This is a genomic window from Pantoea cypripedii (assembly GCF_011395035.1).
GTDB classification, from domain to species: domain Bacteria; phylum Pseudomonadota; class Gammaproteobacteria; order Enterobacterales; family Enterobacteriaceae; genus Pantoea; species Pantoea cypripedii_A.
The window spans coordinates 527,902-546,399 of record NZ_CP024769.1; the positions used below are offsets into that span (position 1 = coordinate 527,902).

15 protein-coding genes are annotated in these 18,498 nt (G+C 53.8%); 12 read left to right on the forward strand and 3 right to left on the reverse strand.

The annotated features are described in order from the left end of the window. The first annotated feature begins 6 nt into the window (after nt 1–6). From CUN67_RS22790 to CUN67_RS22800, 3 genes are read left to right on the forward strand one after another with little or no spacing between them, the layout of a single operon-like run. On the forward strand, nt 7–1,110 hold the full coding sequence (locus CUN67_RS22790; RefSeq protein WP_208717734.1) for an alkylhydroperoxidase domain protein: 1,104 nt from the start codon (nt 7–9) through the stop codon (nt 1,108–1,110). 2 nt (nt 1,111–1,112) lie between these two features. After that, nucleotides 1,113–2,264 carry an amidohydrolase gene (locus tag CUN67_RS22795; RefSeq protein ID WP_208717735.1) on the forward strand — a complete coding sequence of 384 codons (1,152 nt, stop codon included), beginning with the start codon at nt 1,113–1,115 and terminating at the stop codon, nt 2,262–2,264. 23 nt (nt 2,265–2,287) lie between these two features. After that, the gene (locus tag CUN67_RS22800) at nt 2,288–3,136 is read left to right on the forward strand and encodes a VOC family protein (protein WP_208717736.1); all 849 of its coding nucleotides are present in this window, start codon (nt 2,288–2,290) and stop codon (nt 3,134–3,136) included. A 25-nt stretch (nt 3,137–3,161) separates the two neighbouring features. Here the strand turns inward: CUN67_RS22800 and CUN67_RS22805 are convergent, their stop codons facing one another. Then, nucleotides 3,162–3,938: an ABC transporter ATP-binding protein gene (locus tag CUN67_RS22805; protein WP_208717737.1), complete on the reverse strand. Its 777-nt coding sequence runs from the start codon at nt 3,936–3,938 to the stop codon at nt 3,162–3,164. A 190-nt stretch (nt 3,939–4,128) separates the two neighbouring features. On the opposite strand from CUN67_RS22805, the gene CUN67_RS22810 reads away from it, so the two are divergent. From CUN67_RS22810 to CUN67_RS22840, 7 genes are all read left to right on the forward strand, one after another. Beyond that, the gene (locus tag CUN67_RS22810) at nt 4,129–5,190 is read left to right on the forward strand and encodes an ABC transporter substrate-binding protein (protein WP_208717738.1); all 1,062 of its coding nucleotides are present in this window, start codon (nt 4,129–4,131) and stop codon (nt 5,188–5,190) included. 10 nt (nt 5,191–5,200) lie between these two features. Continuing rightward, the gene (locus CUN67_RS22815) at nt 5,201–6,208 is read left to right on the forward strand and encodes an ABC transporter permease (protein ID WP_208717860.1); all 1,008 of its coding nucleotides are present in this window, start codon (nt 5,201–5,203) and stop codon (nt 6,206–6,208) included. Between the two features lie 36 nt (nt 6,209–6,244). Then, complete coding sequence (locus tag CUN67_RS22820) at nt 6,245–7,294, forward strand: PLP-dependent cysteine synthase family protein (RefSeq protein ID WP_208717739.1); 1,050 nt, start codon at nt 6,245–6,247, stop codon at nt 7,292–7,294. A 131-nt stretch (nt 7,295–7,425) separates the two neighbouring features. Then, a complete protein-coding gene (locus tag CUN67_RS22825; RefSeq protein ID WP_208717861.1) occupies nt 7,426–7,938 on the forward strand; it encodes an SRPBCC domain-containing protein in 513 nt (170 codons plus the stop codon). Between the two features lie 237 nt (nt 7,939–8,175). Continuing rightward, a complete protein-coding gene (locus CUN67_RS22830) occupies nt 8,176–9,633 on the forward strand; it encodes an OmpA family protein (protein ID WP_208717740.1) in 1,458 nt (485 codons plus the stop codon). A gap of 14 nt (nt 9,634–9,647) precedes the next feature. Then, nucleotides 9,648–11,213, forward strand: coding sequence for a hypothetical protein (locus CUN67_RS22835; protein WP_208717741.1), 1,566 nt, complete (start codon nt 9,648–9,650; stop codon nt 11,211–11,213). A 1-nt stretch (nt 11,214) separates the two neighbouring features. Then, entirely contained in the window at nt 11,215–12,051 is an 837-nt protein-coding gene (locus tag CUN67_RS22840) for a hypothetical protein (RefSeq protein ID WP_208717742.1), read from the forward strand. Between the two features lie 52 nt (nt 12,052–12,103). On the opposite strand, the gene fhuE is transcribed toward CUN67_RS22840, so the two are convergent. Then, nucleotides 12,104–14,275 carry a ferric-rhodotorulic acid/ferric-coprogen receptor FhuE gene (gene fhuE, locus CUN67_RS22845; RefSeq protein WP_208717743.1) on the reverse strand — a complete coding sequence of 724 codons (2,172 nt, stop codon included), beginning with the start codon at nt 14,273–14,275 and terminating at the stop codon, nt 12,104–12,106. A gap of 406 nt (nt 14,276–14,681) precedes the next feature. Next, nucleotides 14,682–15,569 (reverse strand): LysR family transcriptional regulator, encoded by an 888-nt coding sequence (locus tag CUN67_RS22850; protein ID WP_208717744.1) that lies wholly within the window; start codon nt 15,567–15,569, stop codon nt 14,682–14,684. Nucleotides 15,570–15,697: 128 nt separating this feature from the next. On the opposite strand from CUN67_RS22850, the gene CUN67_RS22855 reads away from it, so the two are divergent. After that, nucleotides 15,698–16,828 (forward strand): L-dopachrome tautomerase-related protein, encoded by a 1,131-nt coding sequence (locus CUN67_RS22855; protein ID WP_208717745.1) that lies wholly within the window; start codon nt 15,698–15,700, stop codon nt 16,826–16,828. Nucleotides 16,829–17,109: 281 nt separating this feature from the next. Then, nucleotides 17,110–18,405, forward strand: coding sequence for a CitMHS family transporter (locus CUN67_RS22860; RefSeq protein WP_208717746.1), 1,296 nt, complete (start codon nt 17,110–17,112; stop codon nt 18,403–18,405). Nucleotides 18,406–18,498: the final 93 nt, after the last annotated feature.

The window sequence follows — 18,498 nt, forward strand, 5'->3', positions numbered from 1 at the left end:
AAACTCATGTCACAACCCGATGATTTGCTGGCAGCGCTGGCCGATATTGATCCCGCTTCAGAGCTGGCGCAGGCACGCGCACAACGTGATGCCGCCACCCGTCACACTCAGGGCAGCTATGAAGTGTTATTTAGCCAACAGGATGAAGACTTCCCCTTGCCGGAACGCTTCGCGCTGGCGGCGGTGGTCGCCGCCTGGCATGGCGAAGTGACTTTGCAGGCGCATTATCAGCGTCAGATACAGGATGCACGGCACAGCGCGCGCGAAGAAGCGGGACGTGCTTTCGCGGAACAACTGAGTTTCCATCCGGTGGAAGCGACACCGCAACACATTGCCAATCTGCAAAGCGCGGGCTGGACAGCGCGCGGCATTGTCACGCTGGCGCAGCTGATCGCATTTGTCAGCTTCCAGAGCCGTCTGCTGGCTGGTTTTCGCCTGCTCAAGGGCGATGACTTAAACACACAGCAGCACGCCGTAGCTGGAAAATGGCATAGCGCGCCACTGACCTTTAGCGGCAAGACCGCCCTCACCGCGTTTACCCAACAGGAACTGGGATGGGAGCCCTGGCTGGCCGCCAAACCGCTTGAAGAGTTTGATTCCACAGAGAAAGCCACGCTGGCGCGTTTTGGCCATAGTGATTCTGATTACTTCCGCCTGCTGGGGCGTAACCTGCCGCTGCTGGAACAGCGTACCCTGACCGACAAAGGCATCTTTTATACCTCGGGTGGCCTGCCGCGTGCTGAGCGTGAACTGGCAGCCACGGTGGTGAGTAAGGTCAACGGCTGCATCTATTGCGCCTCAGTCCATGCCCGTAAAGCCAGCCAACTGGCGAAGCAGGATGCGGCGGTGCAGAAGTTGCTGAATGTGGTGCCAGGCGCAGAGCTTTCGCACGGACAATCGCCGCGCTGGCAGGCGATTATCGATTTCAGCGCCGCGTTGTCCGTCACCCCCGCCAGTGCCAGCCAGGCACAGTTGCAGGCGCTACGAGCGCAGGGGCTGGATACCTTGCAGCTGCTGGATCTGGTGCAGTCCACCGCCTTCTTCGCCTGGGCCAACCGACTGATGCTGACACTGGGCGAACCCTTCCTGCCTGATGACGCCAAAGGATAACTATGACAGCCATTTCCACTGAACAACTTGTCCATTGGCGACGTGAACTGCATCAGCACCCCGAACTGTCTAATCAGGAACACGCTACCACCGCCCGTATTACCCGCTGGTTGCAGCAGGCCAATATCCGTTTGCTGCCACTGGAACTGGAAACCGGAGTGGTGGCGGAGATGGGTCAGGGCGATACGGTGATTGCCCTGCGCGCCGACATTGATGCCCTGCCGATTGAAGAACTCACCGACAGGGCGTGGAAATCACAGCAAAAAGGGGTGATGCATGCCTGTGGTCACGATCTGCACAGCAGCGTGATGCTTGGCGTCGCCCACCAGCTCAAACGTATTGAAGCGCAGTTGCCAGGCCGGGTGCGGATTCTGTTTCAACCCGCAGAGGAAACGTTTAACGGCGCGCAGCAGCTGATTGATGCCGGAGCGTTGCAAAATGTGCAGGCCATTTTTGGTCTGCACAATGCGCCAGATTTGCCGGTGGGTACGCTGCGCACGCGCGGCGGTGCCTTCTATGCCAACGTTGATCGTTTTCAAATACATATTCACGGCAAAGGCGCGCATGCGGCGCGACCTCACGAAGGTGTCGATGCGATTGTCATCGCCAGCCATATCGTCACTGCGCTGCAAAACCTGCCTGCTCGCGTGTTTAGCGCGCTGGAATCGGTGGTGGTCAGCGTGACGCGATTCACTGCCGGTAATAGCTGGAATGTCCTGCCCCATCAGGTGGAGCTGGAAGGTACGGTACGTACCCATAACGCGCAGATTCGTGACCACATCGTGCATAAAATACGCGACCTGATTGCGGGTATCGCTGCCGGGTTTAACGGCGAGGCCGAGCTACTGTGGCAGCCAGGTCCCCCTTCGCTGGTGAATACCCCTGCCTGGGCCGACTTTGCATTGCATCTGGCACAGCAGCAGGGATATCAGACGGAAGTCGCTATTCCACAGATGGGTGGTGAGGACTTTGCATTTTATCTGCACCATGTACCCGGCACCTTTGTCAGTATCGGCAGTGCCAGCACTCAGGGCCTGCATCATCCCGCATTCGACCCGGATGAAGCGATGCTTGAACCGGCGGTGGCGTACTTCACTGCCCTCGCCCAACTGGCGCTGGTTGAAGTGCAGCAAGCACAGGAACTGGCCTCGTGACAGTACGAACAAGGAGAAGACCGATGGCGATTACCGTTCCTCTGCCGCGACTGGATCATGTGGTGATTAACGTGGCAGATCACCTGGATGAAGCACGTACCCTGTATCAAAGACTGGGTTTTCAACTCACCGCGCGCGGCCACCATTCGCTTGGCTCCAGCAATCATCTGGCGGTTTTTGGCGAAAACTATCTGGAGCTGCTCGGCTATGAACCGGATCGCGGTAACCTGCGGCAGGATTTGTGGCAATCGCCACTGGGACTGAGCGGGCTGGTGTGGAAAAGCGAGGATGCGGACGCGGTGTGGCGTTATCTGGAAAGCCAGGATATCGATGGCGATCCCCCCGCCAGTTTTTATCGCCCGGTAGACCTGCCTGATGGTTCGCGACAGCAGGCGCGTTTTCGCACCGTGCGGCTGCGTCCCGCTCTGGTGCCCAATGGCCGCAGTTTCTTCTGCCAGCATGAGACGCCACAGGCGGTATGGCAGGAGGCGTGGCAGCAGCATCCGAATGGTGTCAGCAATATCGTGGAATTTGTCGTGGTGGCGCAGGATCCCGCCGCTGCCGCGCTAGTGTATAGCCGCTTATTCGGCGCGGGAAGGTTGCTGGCCTGTCAGGAAGGCGCATTCGTGTTAAAAGCCGGGGCCGCAACGGTGCGTTTTGCTTCTGCTGACTATGTCCGGCAGCGCTTTAACAGCCTGCCCGCAGATTATGACGGCAACGCGCGCATGGCGGCATTGAGTCTGCAAAGCCACGACCTCAGCAAAGTGAAAGCCAGTTTACTGCTGGGGGACGTGCCTTTCAGCGAGACGGAGCAGGCGTTGGTTGTCGCGGCGGAGCAGGCATTCGGTGTGGCGTTACGTTTTCAGCAATAACCCGTCGCGGCGCGACGGGAATAATTTAAGCCGCCGCGCGTTCCGACCCCAGCAAGTCCAGAATGTGGCTGCGCAACGCGACCAGTTGCGCATCATCGCGGCGGCGCGGCCAGGGCAGCGCCACCGTAATAATGTCCAGTATCTTTGCCGGACGTGGGCTGAAGACCACCACGCGATTAGCCATCACCAGCGCCTCTTCAACATCATGCGTGACCATCAGGGTAGTGAATTGCTGCTCCTGCCACAAATCGACAATCTCCTGCTGCATCCGCAACCGGGTGAGAGAATCCAGCTTACCAAGCGGCTCATCCAGGATCAGCAGGCGTGGATGGTTGACCAACGCCCGTGCCAGCGCCGCACGTTGCGCCATACCGCCGGATAACTGGTGTGGCCAGGCGCGGGCAAACTGGGTGAGTCCGACGCGCTCCAGCATCGCGTTGATACGCTGTTGACGCGTCGCCCGGCTTTCGCCACGAATCTGCAGTCCCAGTCCGACATTGTCATAAACCGTGCGCCACGGATAAAGCGTTGGATCCTGAAAAACCACCACGCGCGAAGGATCCGGGGCGGTGATTGCGCGTCCTTCTTCCACCAGCAACCCGCTGGCGGGCTGCTCCAGCCCTGCCAGCAATCGTAATAGGGTGGATTTGCCACAGCCCGATGGCCCGAGCAGCGCAACGAATTCACCGGCTTTCACTTGCAGATTAATATCCTCCAGCACCGGCAAGTTTTGCCCTTCAAGGCTGAAATGGTGGTTAACCTTCTGAATATCAATATTAACGCCCGATAATTCACTCGCCATTTAATGACTCCTGAAATTCACCAAATAAAAAATATCCGCCACTTTCATCGGGGGGGAAAATATAAATTCCAGAAAACATTGTGTCTGATTTTCATAAGGAGAAACTGCATGAAGACATGCGGGATTGTTATTTTGTCGCCTGCGAGGCGTTTGCCATCATGTCCCCAGTGTTTTTTTACAAGGAAGGAATATGGCAATGCAAAATATCTCTCTGACGCGTCGTTCATTATTACGTGGCCTGGGTTTATTAGGTGCCGCGACAATGGTGAATCCCTCGGTATTGGCGGCAGATGCGCCGCTGAAAACCATCAAACTGGCCTGGGGGCAAACAGCCGTCTGTCAGGCCCCGATTTCCGTGGCCTTAAAGCAAGGATTTTTCAAAAAATATGGCCTGAATGTGGAGCCGGTCAATTTCAGCGGGCCAACCGATGCGCTGTTGCAGGCGATTGCCACTGGACAGGCTGATGGAGGTATTGGCATGGCACTGCGCTGGCTCAAGCCGCTGGAGCAGGGATTCGATGTCGATCTCACAGTCGGTACTCACGGTGGTTGTATGCGCCTGCTGGCCCCGCAAAACAGCGGCATTCACCAGGTAAAAGATCTGGTGGGTAAGTCGGTCGCGGTGAGCGATCAGGCCAGCCCTATCCGCAATTTTTTCGCTATTCAGCTGGCGAAACAGGGAATCGATCCCGATACCCAGGTGAACTGGTTGCAATATCCGCCTGACCTGTTTGGTGAAGCGCTGCGCAAGGGCGAAGTGCAGGCGCTGGCTACCGACGATCCGCAGGGCTGGCTGCTGAAAAAAGCCCACAATCTGGTGGAGGTCGATAACAACCTGAATGGTGAATATGCCCACCTCACCTGCTGTGTCCTTGGGTTGCGCGGCTCGCTGGTTCGTGACGATCCCGCCACTGCGCGTGCGATTACCCAGGCGATTGTTGATGCCCAGCAGTGGACCGCCGATCATCCGGAGGAAACCGCGCGGATCTTCCAGCCTTTCGTGCCTGGCTCGGTACCGGTGGAAGACATCACCGCCATGCTCAAAGAGCACACCCATCACCATCACTCCACCGGGACGCAGCTGCGTAGTGAAGTGGCGGTATACGTGGATGAGCTGAAGAAAATCAACGTGATCCGGCCAGACACCGATGCACAGCGTTTTGCTGAACACTACGTACCGCAATTGCTGACGAAGACGTCCACTCACCAACATGCCAGCAATATGGCCTCGATGAGTAACATGTCCAGTTAAGGAGAGGATGATGGCCAGTGACACCTTGACAATAACCCGCGGCCATCAGGTGGTGCGCCGTATTGATCCTGCTATCTGGGGAGCGCTGGTGCTGTGGTGGATGCTGCTGGCGCTGATGGTGACGGTGCCGGATAAGCCAGTGGGCTTTGCGGCACCCCGCTACGTTAATGAAACCCATGAATTGTTCGCTGCTTTTGCCGGTTTACTCAGCGTGCTGACGATTGTGACCGGGCTATTCCCCCGTCTGAGTCTGGCGGCCCCGCTCAGGCGCTACGGCCCCTGGCTAATCGCGCTGGCTTTGCTCATCGGCCTGTGGGAGACCGTTACCGCCAAGCTGGCGTTGCTGCCCGTTCCCTTCTTCGCACCACCGCGTGCTCTGATTGAAGCCTATGCGACGGACTGGCCACGCCTGCTCGATAGCGTATTAAATTCGCTGCGTCTGCTCGCCCTGGGCTTTGTATATGGCAGCCTGATGGGGTTTGTCACCGGGGTGGCGATCGGCTGGTCACGCGGACTGGGATATTGGGTGCACCCGATATTACGTTTCCTTGGCCCGGTGCCCTCAACCGCGCTGCTGCCACTGTCGCTTTATTTCTTCCCTTCCAGCTTCTCTGCGGCGGTATTCCTGATTGCGCTGGCAACCTGGTTCCCGGTCACGGTGCTGACCTGGTCCGGCGTCGCCAGTGTCGATAGCCGTTATTACGATGTCGCCCGCACACTCGGCGCTAACTCGTTATTCCTGGTACTGCGTGTCGCCGTACCGGCGTCGTTACCCCATCTGTTTGTTGGCCTGTTTATGGGACTTGGGGCGTCTTTTTCGGTGCTGGTCGCCGCGGAAATGATGGGGGTCAAATCAGGCCTGGGCTGGTATCTGCAATGGGCGCAAGGCTGGGCAGCTTACGCCAATATGTATGCCGCGCTAATTGTGATGGCGTTGCTGTTTTCTTCTCTGATTTCGCTGCTGTTCCTGGTTCGGGATCGCACGCTGGCATGGCAGCGTAGCGCAGTGAAATGGTAATCCTTACCGCAACTCCTTACCTGTATGAGGTTGACGATGACTGCAAAGATAGCTGGATCCATCATTGAACTGATTGGTAATACGCCGCTGCTGCGTCTCGCGCGCTATGCATCCCGGCAACATATTAAGGCAGATTTGATCGCGAAACTGGAACTGTTCAACCCCAATCACAGCGTGAAAGATCGTATCGCGCTGAGCATGATTGAGGCTGCCGAACGCGACGGTATTATTAAGCCTGGCGATACGCTGGTAGAAACCACCAGCGGCAATACCGGCATTGGTCTGGCAGCGATTGCCGCAGCCAAAGGTTATAAATTCCGGGTATATATTAACGATTTTGTCAGCATTGAACGTAGCCAGCTGATCCAGGCCTATGGTGCAGAAGTGGTGCCATTCAGCGCCATCGAGGGATTTAAAGCATTTTATGATGCCAGCAATGGTGATTTTGTGGCGGCGACGCGCTGGTTAGCTGAGCAAGTCACCACACAGGAACCGGAGGTGCATTTCCTGTTACAGCTTGAGAACCCCGCCAACCCAGCGATCCACGAACAAACCACCGGCCCGGAGATCTGGCGCGACAGTGCAGGCGATGTGGATATCTTTATCGCCGCCGTCGGAACCGGCGGCACCCTTTCCGGCACCGGACGTTATCTGAAGGCACAAAACCCGGCTATACAGATTATTGCTGTCGAGCCAGGTGTCGGTTCCCAGCCAAGTGAGCTACGCCCGGAACCACTGGAAATCACCGGCGTACATGCGTTTAGCAATCAGCCAGCGGAACGTATTCCAGCCAACCTCGACCATCGCGTCTATGACGAGGTGATTGCAGTGGAAACCTGGCAGGCCTATGAGGCCGCCCGCCAGCTGGCCCTGACTGAAGGGGTATTGGTGGGCGATTCTTCAGGTGCGGTACTTTGGGCGGCACAACAGGTGGCGAATCGTGAGGAAAATCACGGCAAGCGGATCGTGATATTGCTGGCGGACGGTGGCAGCAGTTATCTCTCCACCCAATTGTTTGCACACCAGGTTCCGACAGAAAACCTGAAGCTGGCGAGTGCAGTGCAGACTTCGCAAAAGATTGCCTGAGTCGTGTAACGGCACGATAAAACCTGAAATAAAAACTGATGATATCTCATATCATGACTCGCCATTTCACTTATATGAGAAGTTCGCCCATGCTTGTCCCATCAAATCAATGAGAGGTGACGAACATGAAAATGAATGCCATTGTCTGGCCAGAAGGCTTTGTACCGGGTTTTACTGATAATTACTGCTCGAATGAAGTGATTGTCGCAGGCCTGACTGCGGCAGAGATCTGGCCATTGCTGGCGACACCGTCGCTGTGGCCGACCTATTACAAAAACTCAGCCAATGCCCGCTTTTACGATAACAAAGGCCCGGTGCTGGCACAGGATGACCGTTTCTACTTCGAGACCTTTGGTTTCCCGGTGGAAGCGCGTGTGACGGAGTATGTTGCGCCATCAGCCGGTGAACCTGGCCGCGTTGCCTGGCATGGCTGGGCAGGCGAGGAAGGTGCTGATGATCGTCTTGACGTCCTGCATGCCTGGCTGGTGGAAGATCTGTCCGACAACCGCGTGCGCATTCTGACCCAGGAAACACAGAACGGTAACCCGGCAAAAGAACTGGCAAAAGCGCAGCCGAACCCAATGATCAATGGTCATCAGGACTGGCTGGATGGCCTGGTCGCGGCGGCCAGAGCGAAAAAATAACCATCACCACGATGCCAGTCAGTGCAATCTGACTGGCATTGATCATTACTGCTTATCTAAAAACCACCTTCACTTCCATCCCCCCTTTCTCGCCACCTTTATCATATTGAATCAAATATATTTTAATTAAAAACTAAAGTTGAAGATTTTACTGACGATAACAACAGGTGAATTTTTTTTATTAATTCGGGACTCACTCAAACTACGTACTGATGCTTTTTTAATCAAGGAATAGATGTGAATTCACCCTTTGTTAAGAAGGCTGCATCCGTATTGATCGCAGCCTCTCTCACCAGCAGTTGCTCATCCATGCATGATTTCGCCCGTGATTACGGCACAGCCGCTGGCTGTATTGGCGGTGCCGCATTGGGCGGTGGCATAACCTATCTCGTTACTCATGACGCTAAAAAAGCGCTGGTCGGTGGGCTGGCAGGTGGCGTAGCAGGATGTGCCGTGGGCAACGTCTGGCAGAGTCGCGAACAGGCGCTGGAAAAAATCGCCCAGGAAGAAAAAATCCGCATTAGTACCGAGGCATTGAGGGCGCAGGAAAATAGCAAGCATGATCAGGTGGGGTTCGTTGCCCAGGTTGAGGATGGCTCCATGTTTAACAGTGGCAGCGCTGATCTCACCAGCGCCGGTTTGCGCCAGGTACAGAAAATTGCTGCCGCGATGAGAAGTGGTCAGCAGGATGACAAAGGCGTGCTACTGGTCGTGGGACATACCGATGCCACCGGCAGCCCGGCGTATAACCAGCAGCTTTCCGAGGCTCGGGCTCATAATGTGGGGCTGGTACTGGAACAGAGCGGTATCAAGGCCAGCCAGCTCTATTTCCAGGGAGTGGGTTCATCGCGTCCGTTAGCTAACAACGACTCAGACAGCGGGCGGGCACAGAATCGCCGGGTGGAAATTGTGGCCCTGGCCAATGAAGGTCTGCTGCGCCAGCGTCTGGCCCTGGAAGATAATAACCCACGTTATTTGCGTTACAGTTCAGCCGCCGAAAATACGCTGGCTCGCACAGCGCAGCCGAAGAAGAAGACGCAGACTACCACCAAAAAAACGCCAGTTGCGTCGACGCAGGTGATGGCGACGCCAATGGCAAGTGCCGTCGTGACCAATCCAGCCAATTTTATCGACTTTGGTGGTTCACCCGCCTCCACACATCCGACAGGACTCGCCAGTAACCTGAAGCCACTATCTCAGGGGTTTAGCCTGATCAGCCAGGCACAGGCCAGCAATGTCGCAGGGAGTTGTCTGACCGACCTGCCACGCGTGAGTGGATTGGCGAAAAATCTCGCCAGCGGCCAACCGGTTGAGAAACACGAAACACAGGCATTCCTGCCGAATATGAATGGTCGTGCCTGGGCCGGATTGGTAAATGGCAACCTCGTCACCCTTACTCCGGTATCGGTCTTGAAAGACGGAGCAAAAGTGACCAAAAATCCACAGATAATCATTACGCCCGACTACGCCCAGGGGAAACGCACCTCACTGACAGCAATGTCCGGCATCGCGAATAGCTGGGAAGGTGAGGACAGTATTCTTTACCGTGTCTATATCGAAAACGCCCAGCAGCAACCTGTTTCCTGTCTTGATCTGCTGTTACCAAAGTCCGGTCATCCGGCTCAGCAAGGCCAATTGTTTTACAGCAACCACCGCCAGCCCTGGCTGGCTGACTATGCTCCCCAGCGTGGATAACGGAATATTATCGAATGGAAATTTTAAATACCTTATTTCAGACTATCGCGACCTATCGCTATATTTTTTGGCCACTTTTCGCCCTGCTGGCGTTAACTATCACAGTCATAAAATGGTGGGAGCAGGTACGCTACTTTTTCCTTAACCTTTTTTGTTCGTTACCCGTGATTGGGACTATCAGCCGCCTTTCTCGCAGCCATGAATCACGCCGCCCTGGCACTGGCAAATTAATCTGGCATCCGGCAGAAGAAGCGCTGTGCGGCAAATTTTATCAGTTTCACAGTATTTCAAACCGCGACGCCGATTTTTATCTCCGCTGCGTCAATTATCTCAACAAAGTCGATGAACGAGGGCGCAAACCCACCAGCGTGTTATTGTGGCTGTGCAGTATCGCACTGGTGATCCTTGAAGCGTTCATCTTTGCCCTGGTTCTGTCCCCTTTCATTGCTAACAATATTTCAGCAAACCAGGCTGAATTGTCCGCAATTGTGGTTTCGGTGTTGATTGGGGTGATCCTCGTCCCCGCAACGCATCTGATGGGGACACAACTGCACAAAAATACGCTGCTGAAAAAAATCCGCTACTGGCATAAAGAAGCGCATCTTGAAGGAAATGCTCAGGCGCTGAAGAAAGATCCTGAAGTTTCGCTGGAGAACACCCGCATCGATGATGATGCCCCCAGCTATCTGCAAATGCTTAACCGCGTTCAACACGGTATCGGGGCAAAACCTCAGTATGTTCAAACCGTTGTCACCCTGCTGCTGATTATCACCTTTGCGATTGGTGCCTATTTTATTCGCGCTGCCACTATCAATGCTGCTGAAACTCAGGCAGTGAATGGCACGCCTTTTAGCCAGACCAGCGCGGTCACTACAGGTTCACCATTTGAACTGCCACAACAGGCGATTGAAGATAATCAGCAAGCCGATCAGCAGGCTGCAAAGGAAGTGACTGACAATCGCGTCTTTGCTTCAAAACTGACGTTTATTATCCTTTCGGTGATCTTTATTGGGGTGCAGCTTATTGGCATTCTGATTGGCTATTACCGCTCGCTGGTGGGTATTGAATCCCGGCAGGCGGCGAAATACGTCGGTAACTTCAGTGGCTCAGAAGAGTTCGCGGCATGGTATGCCATGCGTCGTGAGCGTGTCGAACGTGATGCCCAGGATAAACTGGCCAGTTTGCAAAATCGTATGGCGATGCAGCGCGCCAGCAGTGCCAGTAACGCCAGAAATGACGTTCGCACCTTTGATGAATATGTTCGCGGTAAACAGCGCGACAAAATCGAGGCCGATGAGCATGCTGCATCGCGTCAGTCATATGTTCCTGCCGCTCATGTTCGCGAGATGCATAAGCCAGAACCGGCATTAGTGGTTGAACCTGCACCCGCGCCCCTCACCCCGGTGGCGCTTGAACCAAACAACGCAGATGACAAAGCCCGCATTGCGGAGCTGGGGGATTTGACCGTACTTAACGATGAGGAACTCCTGCTCGTTGCTGAAGACGCTGGACTGCCGTTTGAGGCTTTGCAGCATCGTCGCAAAGTCCAGCTGGTTTTACATAAAGCCAGGGGTGGCTAAGGTGAGGCTTATCACAGCATGTCTGTTGCTGCTGGCCGGGGCAAGCGCCCTGGCTCAGGCGGCCGAACGCAATGATATTCCCGGCTGTTATGATTTCACGAAATTAACCCAATATCGCCCAGCCAGTAGTGGTCGCGAATTGGTGGTGATTATCGATCAGACGGTAAAAGTTCCTCTGGAGATCAAGAACGCCAGCTGGCAGCAAATCCTGCGATTTAGTCAACCTGGCGATCGCGTGGTGCTGTATCAGTTTTCTGCGTTGCTGCAAAATAATTTTATGCAGCGCTTGTTCGACGGACGCCTTGAGCCGCTGCTGGTGGATAAGAAAATCCGCGACAATCTGGGCATGGAGAGTCTGAAGCATCTCGACCAATGCCTGGCGGAACAAAAAAGTTTCTTTGCGAAAACCGTAGGTTCTTTGATGGCAAAGAGTTTTGCAGAGAAAGGGGATAATATCGCGAAAAGCGAAATCCTTGACAGCCTGAAACGCATAAGCAGCGATCTGCAACAGGATGCTGTTCAATCACGCACGGTGTTTCTGATCTCGGACATGCTGGAAAACAGTGCGTTCGATAGTTTTTATCGCAATAACGCGTTGCGTTTACTGTCACCCCAAAAAGAACTTGAGCAGGTCAAAAGTCAGAACCTGTTGACTGATTTTTCCGGGGCAAAGGTGTTTGTCGCTGGCGCAGGTTTGATTGATACCGATGCGAAAAATAACTATCGCTCAGGAAAAGTATTGCAGCAGCTCGAAGCGTTCTGGCGTGATTATTTCACCGCCTCAAACGCTGTGCTGGTTAGTTTTGGTGCTCCGGCTCTCAATGTTGATCTGCAGTAAAAACAGAGGGGATGCCAAAGCATCCCCTCCTCTTTTAACATCAAGCAGCCAATTAGAAACGATAGTTTGCTGAGATGGAGACGTTACGCGGCGCACCATATACCGTGTTTCTGCCCACATCAATGTTGTAGGTTTTGTCGAACAGGTTATTCAGGTTCGCCTGGATTGACAGCTGCTTGTTCACGCGATAGCGCGTAAACAGGTCAACCAACGCATAGCTGCCCTGATCGGCATACAACGTGCTCGCACCATCCGGACCGGCCACATGATCCCAGGTATGGGTCTGCCAGTTAACACCGCCACCTACCGTCAGATCCTGGAGCATCGGCAAGCGATAGCTGGTGAAGAACTTCAGAGAAGTGCGCGGCTGAGTGGGATTCAGCGCTTCACCATCACCGTCTTTCGCCACATAACGAGTCGCGCCGAAGGTCATTTGCAGGTTATCCGTCACCGCACCGTTGATTTCGAATTCAATACCTTTGCTGACCGTGCCGTTTTGCTCATAGTAGGCATAATCCGTGCCGCCATTAACCAGCGCGTAATCCGTTGCCCCCAGGTGATCCTGCTCGATACGGAAGACGGCCACTGAAGCCGTCAAGCGGCTATTCAGCCAGTCACCTTTGATCCCGGTTTCATAGCTTTTGCCGGTAACCGGTGAAAGGTAAGCGCCGTTAACATCGCGGTAGGTTTGTGGTTTGAAAATTGAGGTGTAGCTGGCGTAGGCGGAATATGTATCGTTGATGTCATACACCAGGCCCGCGTAAGGCGTGATGTTGTTCTTTTCCATATTCTGCGTCAGCGTATCGGCGGTGTATTTGGTGTAGCGCGCGCCGAGGATCAGATGCAACGGATCCGCCAGCGAAATGCGCGTCGCCAGATAGGCTGATTTCTGATTGATCGTATTGTCCTGAGACAGCGACTGAGGATCCCAGTCTGGCTCCGGATAATTACCCCACTCATTAAAATCACCGACATCGGCTGAGGTGAAACTGGTGGATGAACTGAAGTAACGATCATTCTGGCGAATCCAGGTCACGCCAGCCATCATCTCATGCTGACGACCAAACAGCTCATACGGGCCGCTGACGTAAGCATCAACAGAATTTTCCTTGCGCTTCGCGGTGTTATAACCGGTGCCGCCGAGCAGGTCATAACCCGCATAAGGCCCAATACCGATGCCAGTGGTTTTATCAAAGTAACCATCGATATACAGCAGCTTACTGTCCATGGTGGCTTCAGTGTGGGTGCCACTCAGGGTGAACTGCCAGCCGTTGTTAAATTCCTGCTTCAGGCTGGCAAAGACGGATTTTGAGTCGCTATTGTTGTACGCCCAGTCAGGAGCCAGGTTAGTGCTGCGAGAATAATTGGTTTTGCTGCCATCAAGATAGAACGTCGGCAGACCACCCCAGGTTGCGCCCGAGATATTGGTTTCCTGATAATCATATCCCAGGGACAGCGTGGTGGAATCGGTCAGATCGGCATTAACCACGCCATACAGGAACTTCTTCTGGGTATGGTAGTTATCCAGCCAGCTGTCTCCATCCTGGTAACCCGCTACCACACGACCACGTACATTGCCTGACTCCGTCAGCGGGGCAGAGAGATCGGCGACATAACGCTGGTTATCCCAGCTGCCATAGCTGGCTGAGACATCGCCTTTGAATTCTTTGCTGTCGGCTTGCTTGCGAATCATATTGATCGAAGCCGCCGGGCTGCCTGCACCGGTCATTAAACCCGTCGCACCGCGCACCACTTCGACCCGATCATAAATGGCCGTATCAGCCAGGGTATCGCCGATATTCCACTGGGAATCAATCAGTACCGGGACGCCATCGATCTGATAGTTATCGATCATAAAACCGCGCGAGTAGTAATTGCTGCGGTTCGCGCCGGAATTAAATTCGCTGATGCCGGTGGTATTTTTTAAAACATCATTCAGCGTTTCCAGCTGTTGATCCTGCATACGCTGTTTGCTGATAACGCTGATGGACTGAGGCGTGTCGCGTGCGGTCAGAGCCATTTTGGTGGCAGCCCGGGTAACCGGCACATTGTAATCACTGGCGGCCTGCTGCTGCTGATCGTCGGTGCTGGCGTTTACCGTCAGCGTTTGTTCCTTGTTATTGGCTTCAGCCGCATGAGCGATACCTGATGCAATGAACAGCGCCAGCATGGAAAGGCGTAATGCTGGTTGCGATCCCCTGACCCGCTTAACTTCGAAAGACATAATATTCCTCAATCAACTTATTTTTATTTAGATGACGACACACCCGCTGACGTCTGCTGGCATCCCGCCGCAAAGGAGTTGAAGAATAAATGTCAGGTAAGAGGAAGCGCCTGACTGTGCCGTCCGGGCACTCACAGCGCGACAGTAAACATGTCGTTAAGAAAGCAAATGAGAAATATACGCATTAAGATTTCTATTGCAAGAAATTGTTAATCTTCAGCCAAAAGTTTCCTGGATAAAATTCACTTATTCTTCAATGGGTAATAATACGAAAGAGTTGAGGGAGGGTATTATCACAACAGTAAATCTGTGTGCTTGTGTCCTGGCGGCGCGATTTATCGCGCGGGTGTATTACGGCGATGCGGCTAAAGAGGCGCAATAAATTGCGCCACTACATGACGGACTGTTACCAGTGCCAGCGTTTTTCCGCTAATTCAACCAGCAAACGGGATGCCGGTGATAGTTCACTTAACGACCGGAACTGCCAGCCAAAAGTTCGCGGCATGGTAACCAACGGCAACGGGATCTCCACCAGCATGGCGTCATCACCCTCGCCTTTCAGCAAACGGCGTGAGAGAAAACTCAGTAGCTGTGTACTGGCGATCACCTGGCGTAGCGGCGACAGTGTATTACTTTCCATCTGGACCCTGGGTGGCGCATAGCCTCCGCTGCGCAGGCGCTGCTCCAGCCACTGGCGCGTAGCAACATTCGACGACGGCAGCAGCCAGCTGTATTGCTCCAGCTGTTCCGGCGTAGGATGAATATTTGCCAGCGGATGACGGCGGCTGGCGGCAATCACCACGGGATCGTCAATCAATGGGCGAGTGACAAACTCGCTATTGCCATCCGGCAGAAAGCCCAGGATCAGATCGATTTTGTTTTCCCGCAGCAGTTTCTGCAGCAGGTCGTTCATGCCGACCGTCACTTCAAGCCGGGCTGTCGGTGCTTTGTGCAGCAGATCGCGGCTTAACATCGGCAGCATAAATTCCGCCGCCGTAGCCGCCACCCCGAGTCGAATCACCCCTGCGGTACCGGCCCCCAGCGCCTGTAAATCCTGGCGCGTCACCTGCATCATATGCACCACTTTTTGAGCACGTTCACAAAGTAGCAGTCCCGCTTCCGTCAGTTGCATACCGCGCCCGACCTTTAAAATCAGCCGTGTGGCATAGAACTTTTCCAGCCGCTGGAGACATTTGGTCAGCGCTGGCTGAGTGATACCAAGGGATTGGGCCGCTTTGCCAAGATGTCCGGTCTCCTTCACTGCCAGCAAATAATGCAGGTCTTTTAGCTCCATTCATTCCCACCAGGAATTAATTGATAAAAATCAGAGAATATAATTTATCACTGCGGCCTGCCAGGATGAACAGACATTAACAACAGAGCAACAAATAACCTGCAATGTTAAGTAAAAGGGAGAGAAGGATGAAGCATTCACTCAAGGCGCTGGTCGCCGCGCTGACAATGACTGCCGCCGGGCAGGTACTGGCACAGGATACGTTGCCGGTAAAACTGCCAACGCAGCAGGATAGCCGTCTGCAGCAGGTTACCACCTCACCTCGCGTGTGGAATGGTATCACCGTGAGCCACGATGGCCGTATTTTCGCCTCTCTGACCCAATCGGAAGGCAGCGGTTTACAACTGGCTGAAGTGGTGAACGGTCAGCTTAAGGCGTATCCCGACGAGAGCTGGAATCAGTGGCAAAGCCAGGACCCGGAACACCATTTTTACCATGTTAATGCGCTGCGTATTGGCCCGGATGGCGCTCTCTGGGTAATGGATGCCGGTAACAAAGGCATTGGCACGGGCGACCAGGCCGTACCCGGTGCCGCCAAGCTGGTACGCATCAACCTGCAAAGCGGAAAAGTGGTGGGCAGCTATGTGTTTAAATCCCCCACGCTGAAGGCGACCAGCTATCTGGACGATGTCCGTTTTAATGGTGATTTCGCCTATCTGACCGATCCCGGCGCGGTGGGTCTGGTGGTGTTGAACATGAAAAGCGGTAAAAGCTGGCGTGTTCTGGACGACCATCCGCTTTCCATCGATCACCAGCCCATTTATGCCGACGGCAAGAAACTGTACCTGCGCGATGGCCGTGAAAAACGTGTCGGCCTCGATCAGCTGGAAGTCTCGCCAGACGGCAAATGGTTGTACTACCAGGCTATCCCAGGGCCACTGGCTCGCATCGAGACCCGTTACCTGAATGATGAGAAACTTTCAGAAGCGGAGGTGGCACAACACGCTGATAAAGTGCGTGATACCTGGAGCACGGGCGGCACGGCAATTGATGCGGAAGGTAATATTTATGCCTCGGACATCAATACCCGCAGCATAAAACGTATTGCGCCTGACGGCACAGTCACTACCGTGATTCAGGACCCGCGTCTGGTGTGGATTGATGCCATGTGGATTTCCAAAGGCGCGTTGTGGATGCCGTCGGCACAGATCAACCGCACGCCAGCCACCACCGGCGGAAAACCTTCTACCGTCGAATACCCGGTAAAACTCTATCGTCTGCCTTTACCGATTGCGCCGTCACCGCGCGATCACGGGTAACAGGATCGCCCGGCCAGGTGTCGGGCGTTGTTATTTATCACAGGAATCATTAAGGAGCGGAAATAACACCAGGATAAATCATCACCTGAAGCGAGTTTATTTTTATTAAAAATAAGAAGTTGCACACATTTTTACCCGCAATATATCTTGTTATATCTGGAACACTCTTCAGATAATAGCGTATGTATGTCGAGGGCAAAGATGGCACTTCTGCACATTAAATAATCATTTTGTTGTTTTTTATTTATACCCGATATTCCCTCTGAACAGGATACCTCGCCATGCTGCTAATTCTCAGTGTGCTTATGATTGGCTGCTTTATCGGCTTATTAATGAGCAAAAAACTCTCTGCCCTGACGGCATTGATTATTATCCCAACACTTTTCGCGCTATTTTCCGGGCATGGTGTAGAGATGGGCAGTATGGTGATAAAAGGATTGCGTACTGTCGCCCCAACCGGCGTGATGCTGATTTTCGCCATGCTTTATTTTATGAGCGTCACCGATGCCGGGATGTTTGATCCGATTATTAAACGCATTGTCTCTGCCGTCGATGGCGATCCGGTCAAAATATTTATCGGCACGGCGCTGCTGGGTTTTATTGTGGCGCTGGATGGCGATGGCGCAACAGTATATATGATTGTCCTGTCGGCATTTATGCCGATATATGAACGTGTTGGCTTATCTAAATTGAGCGTTGCCTGCCTGTTATTACAATGTACCGGGTTGGGGAATATGTTTCCGTGGGGTGGCCCCACTGCCCGTGCCGCCACCGCCGTTCATGCCGATGTCGCCACCTTATTCGTACCCATGTTATTACCGTTGCTGGCCTGCGTAGTATGGACCTTTGTGATGGCGTGGTTGCTGGGGCGCAATGAACGTAAGCGAATTGGCTTTGATGCTGGCTCATCTGCAACGATGAGCGGTCTGCAATTTGAAGAAAAACCCTGTGTAGCCTGGCGCTTCTGGTTTAACTGGGTGCTGACCATCTCCCTGATGACCCTGCTGGTGCTGGATGTGGTGCCGATGGCCTATCTGTTTATGCTGGCAACGGCGATCATGTTTGTCGTTAACTATCCACAGCTCAGCCAGCAACAGGAGCAGATGGCACGCCATGCGCCAGCCATTCTCGCCGTGGCCGGACTCATCTTCGCCGCTGCGGTGTTTACCGGGATCTTCTCCGAAACCGGTATGGCAGATAGCCTGGCAACAGCGATTGTGAATGTGATCCCCCCGGCACTCGGCCCTTATCTGGCGGTGATTACTGCGGTGATCAGTATTCCGGTGACCTGGATGGTTTCCAACGATGTGTTTTATTTCGGCATGCTGCCGGTGCTCGTCCAGGCGGCTGGACATTATGGTATCGAACCGATTGAAATGGCTCGCGCCGCATTAGTGGGCCAGCCGGTGCATATTCTCAGCCCGCTGGTGGCCTCCACTTATTTACTAATCGGCATGCTGAAACTGGATTATGCTCAGGCCCAGCGTTTCACTCTGCGTTGGTCATTTATTACCTGTCTGGTATTACTGCTGGTCGCACTGATTACCGGATGCTTCCCATTCTATCGCGATGCTTAAATAATCCCCATATAGCCAAACGAGATATCAGGTTATAAGTTTATTTTCTGCTGTCTCGTTATTTTCAAGACAAATCTGCATGCACGGCAATAT